Origin of the sequence: Neobacillus sp. YX16, from assembly GCF_030123505.1 — a bacterium.
Lineage (GTDB): Bacteria > Bacillota > Bacilli > Bacillales > Cytobacillaceae > Neobacillus.
The window spans coordinates 5,479,830-5,494,798 of sequence record NZ_CP126115.1 but is presented as its reverse complement, the minus strand read 5'-3'; the positions used below and the strand labels follow the sequence as shown (position 1 = coordinate 5,494,798).

Annotated in this window: 15 protein-coding genes; 6 read left to right on the top strand and 9 right to left on the bottom strand. The window is 39.9% G+C overall.

Going from position 1 to position 14,969, the window contains the following annotated elements; translation table 11 throughout:
- Nucleotides 1-113: 113 nt before the first annotated feature.
- The 4 genes from QNH48_RS27055 to QNH48_RS27040 all read right to left on the bottom strand — a co-directional run bounded on the left by QNH48_RS27055 (nt 114) and on the right by QNH48_RS27040 (nt 4,324).
- A complete protein-coding gene (locus QNH48_RS27055) occupies nt 114-1,091 on the bottom strand; it encodes a LacI family DNA-binding transcriptional regulator (RefSeq protein WP_283952766.1) in 978 nt (325 codons plus the stop codon).
- Between the two features lie 233 nt (nt 1,092-1,324).
- A complete protein-coding gene (locus tag QNH48_RS27050; RefSeq protein ID WP_133371917.1) occupies nt 1,325-2,608 on the bottom strand; it encodes an MFS transporter in 1,284 nt (427 codons plus the stop codon).
- A gap of 1 nt (nt 2,609) precedes the next feature.
- Nucleotides 2,610-3,569 (bottom strand): sugar kinase, encoded by a 960-nt coding sequence (locus QNH48_RS27045; RefSeq protein WP_283952765.1) that lies wholly within the window; start codon nt 3,567-3,569, stop codon nt 2,610-2,612.
- The gene (locus QNH48_RS27040; protein WP_283952764.1) at nt 3,566-4,324 is read right to left on the bottom strand and encodes a sugar phosphate isomerase/epimerase family protein; all 759 of its coding nucleotides are present in this window, start codon (nt 4,322-4,324) and stop codon (nt 3,566-3,568) included. Before QNH48_RS27040 ends, QNH48_RS27045 begins: the two co-directional genes overlap by 4 nt.
- A 284-nt stretch (nt 4,325-4,608) precedes the next feature.
- Here QNH48_RS27040 and QNH48_RS27035 point away from each other — a divergent pair, with 284 nt between their 5' ends.
- Nucleotides 4,609-5,235 (top strand): class I SAM-dependent methyltransferase, encoded by a 627-nt coding sequence (locus QNH48_RS27035; protein ID WP_283952763.1) that lies wholly within the window; start codon nt 4,609-4,611, stop codon nt 5,233-5,235.
- A gap of 259 nt (nt 5,236-5,494) precedes the next feature.
- On the opposite strand, the gene QNH48_RS27030 is transcribed toward QNH48_RS27035, so the two are convergent.
- Both QNH48_RS27030 and QNH48_RS27025 read right to left on the bottom strand, forming a co-directional pair.
- Entirely contained in the window at nt 5,495-5,632 is a 138-nt protein-coding gene (locus QNH48_RS27030; RefSeq protein WP_095246428.1) for a YvrJ family protein, read from the bottom strand.
- Nucleotides 5,633-6,326: 694 nt separating this feature from the next.
- Nucleotides 6,327-6,515: a hypothetical protein gene (locus QNH48_RS27025; protein ID WP_283952762.1), complete on the bottom strand. Its 189-nt coding sequence runs from the start codon at nt 6,513-6,515 to the stop codon at nt 6,327-6,329.
- Between the two features lie 409 nt (nt 6,516-6,924).
- Here QNH48_RS27025 and QNH48_RS27020 point away from each other — a divergent pair, with 409 nt between their 5' ends.
- A complete protein-coding gene (locus tag QNH48_RS27020; protein WP_283952761.1) occupies nt 6,925-7,440 on the top strand; it encodes a DoxX family protein in 516 nt (171 codons plus the stop codon).
- A gap of 57 nt (nt 7,441-7,497) precedes the next feature.
- Here QNH48_RS27020 and QNH48_RS27015 read toward each other — a convergent pair whose 3' ends face one another.
- Nucleotides 7,498-8,913 carry a LysM peptidoglycan-binding domain-containing protein gene (locus QNH48_RS27015; protein ID WP_283952760.1) on the bottom strand — a complete coding sequence of 472 codons (1,416 nt, stop codon included), beginning with the start codon at nt 8,911-8,913 and terminating at the stop codon, nt 7,498-7,500.
- Between the two features lie 576 nt (nt 8,914-9,489).
- On the opposite strand from QNH48_RS27015, the gene QNH48_RS27010 reads away from it, so the two are divergent.
- On the top strand, nt 9,490-10,146 hold the full coding sequence (locus QNH48_RS27010) for a GGDEF domain-containing protein (RefSeq protein ID WP_283952759.1): 657 nt from the start codon (nt 9,490-9,492) through the stop codon (nt 10,144-10,146).
- A gap of 19 nt (nt 10,147-10,165) precedes the next feature.
- Here the strand turns inward: QNH48_RS27010 and QNH48_RS27005 are convergent, their stop codons facing one another.
- The gene (locus QNH48_RS27005) at nt 10,166-10,570 is read right to left on the bottom strand and encodes a hypothetical protein (RefSeq protein WP_283952758.1); all 405 of its coding nucleotides are present in this window, start codon (nt 10,568-10,570) and stop codon (nt 10,166-10,168) included.
- A gap of 117 nt (nt 10,571-10,687) precedes the next feature.
- Here QNH48_RS27005 and QNH48_RS27000 point away from each other — a divergent pair, with 117 nt between their 5' ends.
- The 3 genes from QNH48_RS27000 to QNH48_RS26990 all read left to right on the top strand — a co-directional run bounded on the left by QNH48_RS27000 (nt 10,688) and on the right by QNH48_RS26990 (nt 13,525).
- The gene (locus QNH48_RS27000; RefSeq protein WP_283952757.1) at nt 10,688-11,197 is read left to right on the top strand and encodes a DoxX family protein; all 510 of its coding nucleotides are present in this window, start codon (nt 10,688-10,690) and stop codon (nt 11,195-11,197) included.
- A 182-nt stretch (nt 11,198-11,379) separates the two neighbouring features.
- Nucleotides 11,380-12,246: a hypothetical protein gene (locus tag QNH48_RS26995; RefSeq protein ID WP_283952756.1), complete on the top strand. Its 867-nt coding sequence runs from the start codon at nt 11,380-11,382 to the stop codon at nt 12,244-12,246.
- Between the two features lie 22 nt (nt 12,247-12,268).
- Nucleotides 12,269-13,525: a hypothetical protein gene (locus QNH48_RS26990; protein ID WP_283952755.1), complete on the top strand. Its 1,257-nt coding sequence runs from the start codon at nt 12,269-12,271 to the stop codon at nt 13,523-13,525.
- A 49-nt stretch (nt 13,526-13,574) separates the two neighbouring features.
- Here QNH48_RS26990 and QNH48_RS26985 read toward each other — a convergent pair whose 3' ends face one another.
- Nucleotides 13,575-14,777: a CynX/NimT family MFS transporter gene (locus QNH48_RS26985; protein WP_283952754.1), complete on the bottom strand. Its 1,203-nt coding sequence runs from the start codon at nt 14,775-14,777 to the stop codon at nt 13,575-13,577.
- Nucleotides 14,778-14,969: the final 192 nt, after the last annotated feature.

Here is a 14,969-nt window from a genome sequence, read left to right as displayed (position 1 = left end):
AGAGAAGGGAGGAGTTGGTCACGGTGCCTGACATCACCATTAAAGGACTGTCCACCTGAGGTGGACAGTGTCCACGAGCAGTGACAGGCACCGATCCAAACCCAAACTAACTACTACACCATTTTACTTGGAAATACAAACACTTCGGGTTCCTGGTTTTCTTTTTGAATTTGTTGATAGAGCAGTTCGGCTGCTTTTCTGCCCATTTCGGCAGCGGGCTGGATGATAAAGGATAGGGACTTCTCGAGCATTTGCGAGAATGGGATATTGTCGAATACGACTACATCAAGGTCCTCTCCAAACTTAATTCCTTTTTCTTTTGTAAATTCTCCAAGAGCGATAAAGACTCGGTCATTTGCTGCAAACAGTGCCGTTGGCTTTACTTCTAAGGAGAAGAGCTGTTCCAGTTTTTTCTTCATTTCTGGAATACTTCCTTCAATAATAAAGTCTGGCTTCATTTCTAGCCCTGCATCCATTAACGCTTTTTTGTAGCCTTCTAATCTATCTATCCGTGTACTGACTGTAAGTGGCTGTACAGCGAAGGCAATATTTTGATGTCCCTTCGCGATAAAGTGCTGAATCGCCTTGTAGGTGGATTCGGAATTATCGGTGATGACGGTAAATACATCGGGATTTTCTACTTTCCTATCTACAAACACAACTGGATAGTTTTGCTTAACCATGCTTTCATATAAAGCATTGTTTTTTCCAGTTGGAAAAATAATCAGACCATCCACCTGTTTGGCTCGAAGCGTTTCAATGTATTTCTTTTCTTTTTCAGGGTCATCATCAGCGTTACAGACGATTGCCTGCAAATCGTATTGATGGAAGAAATCCTCAATGGCGCGGCTAACCTCTGTTGAAAAATAATGAGTAATATTCGCAACAATAATGCCGATAAGTGAAGTGCGTTTTTGCTTTAGACTTCGCGCCAAGAAATTTGGCTGATAGCCAAGGGTTTCGATGGCTTCTTCAATTTTCTGCTTTGTTTTTTCACTCATATATTCATAGCGTTTGTTTAAATATTGAGAAACAGTGCTCTTTGATACTCCGGCTTCACGGGCCACATCGGCCATTGTTATTCTTTCCATGCCTATCTTCCTCTTTCCATTGGTCACTGCTTTCATTTTAGCGACAAATTTATGATTTATCTAGTGCTGGCGGTAATAGGAAGTCATATATAAGAAAAGAGGATGACATTTGCATTTGTCATCCTCTTCCCGCTATGCCTTACATGCAGCCTGGACTTGGTCCATTCGTTTTTTTTGGCATTTTTTGTTATCAACGCTAAGTAATTGTCTGTAACTCTCTTTTTGGATCCAATTTACGCGCTCATTTTCATGTTTGCGGGCTTGCTGCTATCCTTTTTTGCGACATTTACCGCCCAGACGGTTAAGATTGCAGAAAGGAATAGAGATCCAGCCATAAAGATATATGATGCACCAAATCCACCTGTTGCACTGTTCAAATATCCTACGATATAAGCACCAACGAATGATCCTAATGCACCCATAGAGTTAATGAGAGCCATCGCACCACCTGCAACGTTACGTGGTAAGATTTCAGGAATAATCGCAAAGAATGGGCCATATGGAGCATACATCGCACCACCTGCAATGACCAACAGGGCAAAGGATATCCAGAAGTGCTGCGTTCCAATTGCATAAGACGCATAGAAGGCGATTGCGCCAATTAACAGGAATGGCCAAACAAATGCACTGCGGTTCATCATTTTATCAGAGAAATAGGAAGCCGTTAACATAAGAACAATGGCTAAAACATAAGGGACTGAAGACAACCAGCCTGTTGTGACAATATCCATATTTGGCGCTGCTTTAATAATAGAAGGGAGCCACATCACAAATCCATAGACCCCAATGCTCCAAAGGAAGTATTGAATACTTAGTAAAATAACGGGTTTTGACTTAAAGGCTTCTGCGTAATTTTTAACCGGCTTAATTCCTTCTTGTTCTTTTGCTAATTGTAGTTCAAGCTCAGACTTTTCGTTATCTGTTAACCATTTTGCATCTTTCGGTTTATCGTTGACTAACTTCCACCAAATGAATGCCCAAATGACAGCAGGCAGACCTTCAATAATAAACATCCATCTCCAGCCAACAGATTCAACTAGGTAACCAGAAACAATTGACATCCATAATACAGTTGCAGGGTTACCAAGAATTAAGAAGGTATTGGCACGAGAACGTTCTTTTTTTGTAAACCAGTTGCTTAAAAGTACGAGCATGGACGGCATAACAGCACTTTCTACTACACCAAGGGCGAAGCGAATCACGAACAGTAACTTTACATTTGTTACCATACCTGTAGCAGTTGCTAGTAGGCCCCAAGCAATCAATGACCAAAAAATTAGTACCTTGGCACTCTTTTTCTCTGCATAAGCTGCACCCGGAACTTGGAAAAAGAAATATCCTAAGAAGAAAAGTGCACCGAGCAGGGAGGAGGTAGCCGCTGTGATATCTAGGTCTTTCGCTAACCCAGAAGCCGCTCCGAACCCATAATTGGCACGGTCAAGATAGGCAAGACTGTAAGTAATAAAGGCAATTGGTATCAGATAGAACCATCTTTTTTTAGCAATGGTTTGTTTCATGTTATTTCACTCCCTGTGAATGTTTTTCAATATATTTTTCTAACTGTTCTTTGGTAGGATAGCCATCATTGTCACCTGGTGACTGAACAGCTAGTGAACCAATTGCATTTCCTCGTACCACAGCGTCATGAATGGAAATACCTTCAAGGAGTCCACTAATTACTCCGACGGCAAAACCATCACCTGCACCAACGGTATCAACGACATTTTCTACAGGAAACCCGAGTACAGTACCTTCCTCGGTTGCACTTTTATAAAAAGCTCCCGCCGGTCCCAGCTTAATAACGACAAGTTCGACACCCTTTTCTAAATAAAAGGATGCGATGTCACTTGGATTTTTGAAACCTGTTAAGATTTCACCCTCAGCCAGCCCTGGTAAAACGTAATCAGCTTTACAGGCAACTTCATTGATTTCTCTTACCATTTCTTCTTGTGATGCCCAAAGAGTTGGCCGTAAATTCGGGTCCAAGGACACCTTGCGATTATTTTTTTTCATAAAAGTTAAGGCATGTTTGGCAAATCCCCGTGCATCTTCCGAGATTGCTAATGGAATTCCCGTCATATGAAGGTGTTTAGCCTCTAGAAAATACTCTTCATTGAAATCGTCTTCATTTAGATGGCTGGCAGCCGATCCTTTACGGAAGTATTGAACCTCTGGATCTCCTGTTAAGGCCATCGATTTTAATTGGAATCCTGTTGGGTACTTATTATCCAACAAAACATGGTCGATGTTGACGTTTTCATTTTTAAGACGATTGATAATGAATTTTCCAAATGCGTCGTTGCCTACTTTACTTGCCCAGCCAGAGCCGAATCCAAGGCGGGCCAAACCAATTGCCACGTTCGTTTCAGCCCCTGCCAGCTCGCGGGTAAATTCGCTGACTTCATGTAAGGAACCAGGATGATTCGCCATGAACATAGCCATTGCTTCGCCAAATGTTACCACATCTAACTGTTTCATAGTAGTGCCTCGCTTTCTGTCATCATTTGAATATACTCTTTTGTTCTTTCCTTTGGTTCGATTGGAAACTCAAGCGCTTTCACTAGACCATTAGGAAGGCTGTTCATCACCATTTCCCAGCTGTGACCAATATTTTTCCGAAGCGGTAACGTAACGAGCTCACCGTTTTCCTGATCCACTTGTTTTAAATGAAGATAATGGACATACTGGGACAGCTGAGTTAATGCTTCTCGTACATACTGTTTGGAATAGTACCAGTTGCCAGCGTCAAACGTCATTTTAACCGGAGCATTCTCTTCGGTGGCGCTTTCAAAAAAGGACTGTAAATTGGTAATATTTCCGCCATGCAGCGTCTGGTCATTCTCAACAAACAATTGAATTTCAGGATGCTGCCTTAAAAAAGAGTGGAGGTTGCTAACACTAGATTGGCTTTTATCAAAGTGCCCCAGTGAAACCTTTATCCACTTCGCTCCGAGCTGTTTTCCTTCTTGAAAAATGGTTGTTAATTCTTGTTCATTTAGCTGATGATCCTCTTTCCACAATTCAATGGGAGCGGAATAGACAGTAAAGAGTTGATGTTGCTCCATTTCTTGTTTCATGCTAACTAATGTTGGATCTTGATTTGAAAATAACTCTCTGCGAATCTCAATCCCGTATGCGCCTGATTCCGCAATGAGCTTTATAAAGGAAGCTTGCCCTTTCTCTAACACTTCCATTCTATTAAAAGCATTTAAAGGGATAATCACTTTTTGCATGGTTATGACACCTTCTTTGAAGTAATAAATGATAAATTCGTTTTAGTAAACCGATTTAGTAAATCGATTTATGGACATTATATACCCAATGAAAGCGCTTTTGCAACAAAAAGTTTTTTATTTTAGAATGTGCTAATCCTGACTGGTGATTTTGACATCATGTTGAAATCCGACGAAAGCACGAGATACCGGAAGTTTTATAAGGGGGAGGCATGACTATGGCAATTTTAAACACTATAATAAAAGAAATAAAAAAATTACAAATCTCAAGGAGATCGAGATAAATGGAATTCTGGGAATCAAGTTTTATAGATAAACAAACGATGTGGGGGTTTGAACCTGCAGACTCCGCAATCCTGACAAAGGATTTATTCCTTGAAAAGAATGTTAAGGACATCCTGGTACCAGGTATTGGATATGGCAGAAATGCTAAAATTTTTACTGACAATGGAATAAAGGTAACAGGTATTGAGATTTCAAAAACAGCGATTGATTTGGCGAGGCAGAACGGGTTTGATAGTCATATTTTTCATGGTTCAGTAACAGACATGCCTTTTGACAATAATCTTTATGACGGTATATTTTCTTACGCCCTTCTTCACTTATTGAATGACCGCGCGCGAGAGAAGTTTATTAAAGATTGCTATGATCAGTTAAAGCCAAATGGATATATGGTTTTTACAACGGTTTCAAAAAAAGCCCCAATGTTTGGAAAGGGCAAACAACTGGATAAAGACTATTACGAGATCATGGAAGGCGTGAAAATGTATTTTTACGATTCTGACTCCATCAAACGGGATTTTGAACAATATGGACTGCTAGAGTTTTCAGAAATTGACGAACCAAATAAGGACATGAAAAATAAACCTTCGATCAATTTTATAATGATAAAATGTAAAAAGGGACTATAAAGTAATCATACAAAAACTTCAACACTATTTAACAACATAGCCAAGCAAAAATAGGCATCCACTGGTGATGCCTATTTGCTTATATAAAAAAAAGGATTCGGCCAGTTGCCGAATCCAAAAGAAATCTATAAAAGGGGGTTATGAAAGAGAGAGAAAAAAGCTTGTCCTCTTCATGTATTTATCTTACCCCTTAAGTATGAACAAATTATGAACAAAGATTTAAGGTTCTATTAATTTATAGAAGTCATGCAGTTTACCATTAACCCTTCATGCGTTCTGGAAGATTTTGAATCGATTGGACCACCATATCTAGCTTCGACTCAATCCGATATAGCAAGTAAAGGGTGACAATGATTGGGAATCCCACCTCACTGATGAGAGGTATCATTTGCTCCACGAGATTTCACTCCTTTCTTTTAATGAATGCTGGTTTCCATTGAAATACTCTAGTAAATTTCATATTCTGTTACATTCATCCACTCTAACTCTAGTATTCACCTCCTTTTACCCTTTATATATGGAAAAGAAGAGCAAAAGGACATGGTTGGAAAAAATAAATTTAATTTGACGTAGACCGGAGTGACCGAACAGTATCTGGAAAAAGCATTTGGGTCAATGCAGGCAGTCTGGAGTGACCGAACAGCATCTAGAAAAAGCATTAGGGTCAATGCAGGCGGTCTGGAGGGACCGAACAGTATCTGGAAAAAGCATTTGGGTCAATGCAACTAGTCTGGAGTGACCGAAATTCCGATTGCTGAGTCCGATTGGTCACTCCAGTTCAAATGGAGGATATTGATGGATAAATCTGTAGAAATAGCGCGAGGTCATGGGCGAAAATTAATCCTTACGTCAACTTTCATGTACCTTCCTCTAGTACGATCTTGTGAAAAATGAACAATATTTGTGGGCTGACAATTACTATTGGCTAATAAGCCTCCGCAAAAGGAAAAGATTGATTCTGAAGCCTATCATTTAGAAGTAAAAGAGCTAGTCACCATTTAATAGGTGAAGCGGGCATTGCCAATTAATTTTTATCTTATCATAAATCAGAAAAAGTAAGGACCAGCCCATTTCAAGCTGGTCCTTACTTTTTAAATGAGCTGTTCAATTTTTTCTTCAAAATATTCATGCATCAAGCAGTCAAGATTGATTTTAAGACTTACATAATCGGATGTGTTGGGACCGGTGGAATTGTATAAGTCATTAAGTTTAATTTTCAAATCGACGATGTCCATTAATAGTTTTGTGTTTTCATTTTGAATTGATTTATTTGCTTTCATCCTACACCTCGTATATATATGTTTCGTTTTTTGTGAATTCAATTTTTCAAAATCCTATCGATAGTAACATAGTCCCTCTATCATGTGAACGGCCATTTAAAAAGTAGAAAAATTGAAAAAAGGGTAAATGATTTTAATATATCTTGTAGGTGACCATGTGCTCTTTTGCCTATGGTTTCGTTAATGTGAGTGACAAAAAGAAGTTATTTTGTAATAACGTCTAAATTTCGACAAATTATTTAATATGATTTTTTTTATATAAAATAACGAAGATCCTTAGCTGTTCAACATTCCGTCATAACATTTCAAACAAACTGTGACCTTAACACTATACCTATGTTATTAACTGTCGCTATCAAATATAGTGTAAGTATAAAGAACAAGTAAATTTTGAAAGGCGGAATGCTTTATGTTTAATAAATTTTTAAGAGAAAATAAGATTGCAACAGCTATTTTAACAGTCATTCGTTTATACCTTGGCTATGCATGGTTCACAGCAGGTTTTCATAAAATTACAGGCGGCTTCGACGCTTCAGGTTTTCTAGCTAATGCAGTAAATAATCCAGTTAAAGGCCCAGATGGCAACATGGTTTACAGCTGGTACGTGAACTTCTTAGAAAGCTTTGCACTGCCAAACATCGATATCTTCAACTTCATCGTTCCTTGGGGCGAAACATTAATCGGTTTTGGACTCCTATTAGGATGTTTAACAACAGCAGCTATTGTCTTTGGTCTCGTAATGAACTTCTCTTTCTTCTTAGCAGGAACAGTATCTCATAACCCAACTGACATATTCTTAGGTTTCATCATCTTAGCAGCAGGGTTCAACGCAGGTAAATATGGTTTAGACCGCTGGGTAGTTCCATTCATCCGCAAAACAGCTAAGACATACGTCGGCAAAGACATAGACAAAGCAGCTGCATAAATAGAGTTACAAAAAAGACGATTCGGTCTCTGGATCGTCTTTTTTGCTTGAAAAATATTATTGACTTAACTTTTTAATATTAAAATTATCCCTTAATAACGTCCAGTTTGACGGATATGGATATCCTAATGCCCAGTAACTGATTCCGCGAAGATTGAATTCTTTAGCCAAGTCGAATTTCGCTTGGGCACTTCGTGCGTCTTCAAACCAAACCTCATGCCCGCGTCCCTGTTCATCGACGTAGCGGAAAAATGGCGATTGGGTGAGGGTGTCATATTGAATAGCTGCTCCGTATTTTACAGCACGGGCAACAGCTTCCTGGGTACTGAATGTTTCAGCCTCTTGACCTTGAACATGGGGAAGAAGCCAATCTCGAGCATAAATCTGAAATCCTAAAAATATTTTATTTGCTGGCATGACGGACAGCGCATATTCTACGACACGTCTCATCTGGTTAACAGGCGATATCGCCTGCGGCGGACCAAGCCGATATCCCCACTCATAGGTCATTAGCACAACAAAATCTGCAATCCGGCCATGTGCCTCATAATCATGTGCCTCATATAACAGACCGGCTTGAGTCGCACTCACTTTTGGGGCCACTGCGGTTGAAACAAAATAGCCTCTTGGATGAAGTCGGTCAACGGTCATCTGAAGAAATTGATTGTAATTCACCCGATCGGCCGGTAATACATTTTCAAAATCAATGTTTACTCCCTGATATCCTTTTTCCTCCATAATCCGAAGTATATTGGTAATAACTCTTTCTCGTAATTCCGGACTATCCAAAATGGTATGGGCTAAATTGGAGCCGGCTGCCGTTGAGGTGAAGTTTGTAATCGACATCATTGGTACGACGTTTTCTTCTATGGCAGCTTGAATCATTAAATCATCCCGTACTGGCTGCAAGTTCCCGTTCTCATTAATAAGGTAGGCAAAAGGACTTGCATACGTAAGAAAGTCGCCAAGTTCATGTATGGTCTCGGCACCTGAAGCGTCTGCTTGATAGGAATATGCATTTACTTCAATGGTTGGTTTCTGCACGGGAATTCTTAGTTGTAAACCGGGGTAAATAAGGTTTGGATTTTGTATTTGGTTCTCGTTAATTAGAGATTGAACACTGACTCCATACCTGTTCGCCACTTGCCATAATGTTTCTCCCGGCTGGATAACGTGGATTCTTGACGGGATCAATAGTCGGGTCCCCGGATATAAAACATTCGGATTGGTGATTTGATTTGCTTGGATAATCGAATTAATACTCACACCATATTGCTGTGAAATGGACCATAACGTTTCACCGCTTTTTATGACATGCCAAGTACCGGAGACAGGTACTACTAACGATTGTCCAATCACCAGTTGGTTTGGGTTTTGAAGGCCGTTGCCTTCGATAATTCCATTCATACTTACATTATAACGATTGGCAATTTGCCAAAGCGTTTCTCCGCTTCGGACAACATGTATAAGCAAACTATCGCCTCCAATATTTTTTCATGAATAATGTACTATATGTAGGCAAAGAACATTGTGTCATCTGTCTAGATAAAGATGTTTTCGATAGAAGGTTATGAATGAAAGAGTTACAAAAAAGACAGCTACAGAGGCTCCAGGGATATTGTTTTCTTCCATTTTTCTATGGATAATGCTCTTAATGTTTTCTAGTAATTTAGTAAATAGCTCCTTTCTGCTAGAATAGGAAATTCCATCTTGAAGGTTTTTCTAGTAAATTTTGAAAAATAAGCAGGCAGGTATGATATGGATGTTAGTGAAAAAAGGGGATTTTAGGTGGATAATGTGTAACTATTTATCGACAAAAATCTTTATTACAAAAAGATAAAAGTCCTTTGATCCAAAGGGTTTGTAGTAGTTTTAAACAAACGATTAGTTAGGAAGAAATCAGTCAGAGTTTGCCGAATTTTTGACTATTGATAATGTTCATACTTATTTTTCCAATATTTATAGTAAAATTGTATTGTGAACCAATTTAAGCTTATTAAAATATGAAAATGCACTATTTTTTATCTAATAAATGAGGATGATGATAAAGTGAAATATAAAGGCAGGATCATTACATTTTTATTAGTTTTCTTCATTAATCTACTCTATACAGCTTTTTATTTTTTAAGAGATGGTTATATAGACTTGATTGAGTACATTGGATATCCAATATTGCTTCCACTTGCTTGGTGGTTTGGCAAGCAATACGATAAAGCAAAGTATTATTCAGAGAAGGATCCTTTAACTGGAATTTATAATAGAAGATATGTTGAGGCTGCATTTACTACGATTAAATCTAGGTTAGAACAAACTAGCCAGAGCGGTGCTGTTCTACTTCTCGACGTAAATGACTTTAAATTGGTCAATGATCATTTGGGACATAAAATGGGGGATGAATATTTACTTCTGATTACGAATCAATTGAAGAGAAGTGTAAGGAAAACGGATATTGTAGCCCGTTGGGGAGGAGATGAATTCCTCATTCTATCGCCTGATATTCAAATAAAGGAAGATTTGGACCAAATGCTGGAGCGAATCCATCAAAATTTGAAACAGCTGTCCTTCAATGATGTGAAAATAAGTGTTTCAATCGGCACAGCCCTCTACCCTAAGCATGGAAAGTGCCTTGATGACCTATTAAAAGTGGCTGATAAAAATATGTATCATTTTAAATCACAAAAAAAGCTAAGAGATACACTGGGCTAGACAGTGTCTCCTAGCTTTTTTAGGTCGGCGAGTAATACTGGCGGATGGCGAGAAATACTGGCGAATGGCGAGAAATACTGGCGGATGGCAAGAAATACTGGCGGATGGCGAGAAATACTGGCGAATGGCAAGAAATACTGGCGGATGGCGAGAAATACTGGCGGATGGCGAGAAATACTGGCGGATGGCGAGAAATACTGGCGGATGGCGAGAAATACTGGCGGATGGCGAGAAATACTGGCGGATAGCGAGAAATACTGGCGGATGGCGAGAAATACTGGCGGATGGCGAGAAATACTGGCGGATGGTGAGAAATACTGGCGGATAGCGAGAAATACTGGCGGATAGCCAAAAATACTTGCAGATGACAGAAAACACTCTCGGATAGCGGAGAAAATAGTTGTCTTTTAGCGCTGTTCAACATTCTGTCATATCATTTTGAACGTATTGTGAAATTGTTCACATACCCATGTTCTTAACGGTGGAAACGAGTATAGTGTAAGTATAAGGAACAAACAAATATTGAAAGAAGGAATGACATATGTTTAACAAATTTTTGAGAGAAAATAAGATCTCAGCAGCTATTTTAGCTATTATTCGTTTATACCTAGGCTACGCATGGTTCACAGCTGGTTTTCATAAACTTACAGGCGGCTTCGACGCTTCTGGATTTTTAGCTAATGCAGTCAAAAATCCAGTTAAAGGCCCAGATGGCAACATGGTTTACAGCTGGTATGTTCACTTCTTAGAAAACTTTGCAATACCGAACATTGATGTCTTTAACACCATCGTTCCTTGGGGCGAAACATTAATCGGTTTAGGACTTATGCTTGGATGTTTAACAACAGCAGCCATGTTCTTTGGTCTAGTGATGAACTTCTCTTTCTTCCTAGCCGGAACTGTATCTCATAACCCAACAGACATTTTCTTAGGCTTCATCATCTTAACAGCAGGCTACAACGCAGGACGATACGGTTTAGACCGTTGGGTGGTTCCATTCATCCGCAAAACAACAAAAACTCATGCTGAAAAAAATAAAGCAGCTGTCTAACTAGTAGGTACAAAGAGACGATTCGTTCCCCCCGAATCGTCTTTTTTTAATGTTAATAATTACCCATACAGTTGAAGGGAATTGGGTGAAAAGAATCGATTTTAAGAAAAGACGACAAAAAACGAAGACTTTGCTCGAATTTTGTCGGTGAACGTTACGAATTATTGAAAGGGGGTGAAATAGTGCACTTCCGCCAATTTCTTATATCAGCTCTATTGGTTGGTGCGGCGATTTTTTTTCCAGATAATGCTTTTGCCGAGAAGAATGAACTTCGTCCTCAAAAGGGACAAGCTCCGGCTTCAATACCGGAACATGCGCAAATACCACAACCGGCATCAATAACAGAACCTGAAACAATAGCAGTACCAGCAAAAGCTGAGGGGGCGCAATCGCTGAACAAGACGATTCCTGAACATGCTCGTGAAAACCAAGCACAAGCAAAACAGCTCCCAGCCCAAAATACTCCAAATCAGACTGACTTGGAAAAAAGTTTGCCTGAGCAGGCAAATGGAAACGCGAAGTCGGTGGTAAAGAAGGCCGAGAAGGCTGTTCAGGTCAATGTCCCCGAACATGCAGAGGCTGTCCAGGTAAATCATACAGTAGAAAAGGTGAATCCTAAAAATTCTATCCAGGATACTGATAATGAAGGTAAAGTCGAAAAAGTAAAGCCAGTAAAAGTAGATAATATTGTCTATTTACAAGATGAAGACTTAGACAAAACAAAACCAGAATCCGTTGAGCAGGAGCCAAAGAAAAATCCTGCCAGCAGGGATGAGATACCTAAGGTGAACCAAGCACTGAATCAAACGCAGAGAAGCAACAGTTCAGGGGGTCAATCAAATGATCGGGTCAATCATGGGATAAATAATTTAAGCTTGTTGGATAAATGGTTTGAATGGAATCACTACTTTGAATTCAAACTTGTCCAGCCATACCTTTCCCGGCAAGCCTTGATGAATACTCAATGGGTGAATGCTCCGCCATCGCCACCGCCGCAGGCAGCTCCTTTATTAACAGTGTCCCCCGCAGCTAAAAGCCACGGATCATGATAATAAAAGGAGCGAATTAAAAATGAAACATTACTTAAACCCTAATAAAGTTGCTAAATCTTTTGTACTTGCAGGAGCATTATCGTTTGGAATTTTTGCTGGAGGTCAATTTACGGAAGCAGCAGGCCCAGATCACGCCAAAGCAGAAAAAACTGTTCAAGTGAACCAATCTAATAAAGAAAAGGTTAACGTGAATGTTAAACCGGTTGTTCCGGCAGCACCAGCTGTACAGGCAAAGGATGAAGTAAGCGTACAAGTAAAACCAAAGGAAGAAAAGGCAAGTAAGTCGCAGGCGAGCGTTCATGCAAGCGATAATGCAAAATGGCATGCAGCCCCAAATTCAGCTGTTCATGGAAAGGGAGAAAAAGCTGAAGATGTGGTTGTGGAAGAGACCGTTAAGGAAGAAGTTCCGGTTGAAGAAACTCCCATTATTGATCTTGAAACGGAAGGTACAACTGAGAATACAGAAGCTGATAAAGCCAAGGCAGATTCTGAATCCAAAGAAGCAGTTGAAGTTGATAGTGATGTAGCTGCAAAAACGGAAGATGAAGAAGACGCGGCAAAAGAAGAAGAAGAAACAGATGCTGACTCCGATTCTGTTGTGAGAATTGAAGATGAAGAAGATGAGGACGAAGATTCCAAAAACATCGATTTTGAAACAGACGCAATTGTAAAAACTGAGGATGACGAAGAAGCGGAAGCTGTTGAAGAAGAGGAAAAAGTAAACCCATCTGCTGCTAACAAAGCAAAGGCACAAGCTAGTTTAAAAGCAAGTGCTACTGCTAAAGCGCATGCGGCGTCCAATTCAGCTGTCTATGCGGTAGCAGAAGTAGTTACTGAAGACGTACCAGTTGTAGATACTGTTGAAACTGAAACTTCCGAAGAAGCTGTTGAGGTAGAAACGGAAGTTGAATCTGAAGAGGTTGCAGAAGAAGTAGTGGTTGATGAAGAAGCAGTAGAAGCAGAAACTGAAACAAAAGAAGTACCAGTAGTTGAAGAAGATGAAGAAGTAACTGAGGTTGAAAAGGTAAACCCAGCTGCTGCTAACAAAGCAAAGGCACAAGCTGGTTTAAAAGCAAGTGCTACTGCTAAAGCGCATGCGGCGTCCAATTCAGCTGTCTATGCGGTAGCAGAAGAAGTTACTGAAGACGTACCTGTTGTAGATACTGTTGAAACTGAAACTTCCGAAGAAGCTGTTGAGGTAGATCCGGAAGGTAAATCTGAAGAGGTTGCAGTAACAGAAGAAGATGCTGTTGTTGAAATTGATTTAAAAAATTAATCTGTATTCAATAGAAACCGAAGGATTTTTTCCTTCGGTTTTTTGTGATTTATACATACCTATTTCGACCGGATAACATTCCAAATATGATAACGACTACCGAGACTAAAATCAGGGTAATGATCGGAATGGTCCACGAATGTGCTAAATCAAATAAATAGCCAATAAACAACGGACCTACTGCAGCTAGGAGATAACCTGTTGATTGTGTCATTCCTGATAACGCTGCCGCTTGATTTGCATTTCGTGCCCGCAGTCCGATATAGGTTAGAGCTAGGGGGAAACTTCCTCCCAATGCAATTCCGATTAAGACAATACTAGCAATTAAAATCGGATAGGATGCGCCTAACAGTAATCCACTATAACCAACAACTGCACACATCCCTAACATGAATGCGATCCATACTTGTGATTGAGCACGTCCAGCGAGGACAGGAATGAAAAAACTTGCGGGTAATCCCATTAGCTGGGTAAAGGAAAGCATCCATCCCGCTGTACCCATACTTATTCCATGACTATGTAAGATTTCAGGTAACCAAGAAATCGTCACATAAAATAAAAAGGATTGGAATCCCATAAAAATAGCAATTTGCCAGGCAAGAGGAGTACGCCATAATGTAGGAGAGTCAGCGCCCGCCTTCTTTTGGATGACTCTGGAATCTTTTCCGTTATGTTTTCGAAGAAAGACCCATACTAGGATTGCCACAACTACCGGTATCGCCCATACAATTTGGGCACCCTGCCACCCAAGGTTTAAATCCATTGCTAAAGGAATACTGACTCCTGATGCAAGGGAGGCGATTAACCCCATTGATGTGGAATAAACACTTGTCATTAAGCCGAATTTCTCTGGGAACTTATCCTTAACAACCGCTGGTAAAAGAACATTTCCAATCGCAATACCTAATCCAGCCATAAGAGTTCCGGCGAAAAGGAAAAAGGTCATCGGGATCGACCGTATCGAAATACCGATTAGAAGTGAGGTTAACCCGATAATTAATGTCATTTCATTTGTCAGCCGATTGGCTATTTTGGGAACGAGTGGAGACATGATGGCGAAAACCACTAAAGGTAAACTCATCAATAAACCTGCACTCCAATGTGCAAGGCCAACATCCTCCTGAATCATTCCAACTAAAGGCCCTAAGGATGTAATTGCTGGGCGCAAATTAAAGGCTACAAGAACAATCCCAATAATAAAAAAATATAAATATGCTGATTTCGCATTCGCTTTTGACTCTAATAATTCCAAGAAAAGCAACCTCTCTCTCATAAACAAACTTTCTAAAGTATAGCATAATCATTGGAAAAGAGGCTAAATGAGATATTAGAACCATAGGGACGGTTCTCATGGTTTTTAATTTGGCAAGTGAAAACCACAAGAACCGTCCCCATGGTCCCCAGCATAGCGATTAGCAACAAAAAAGACGATTCGCAACCCGCC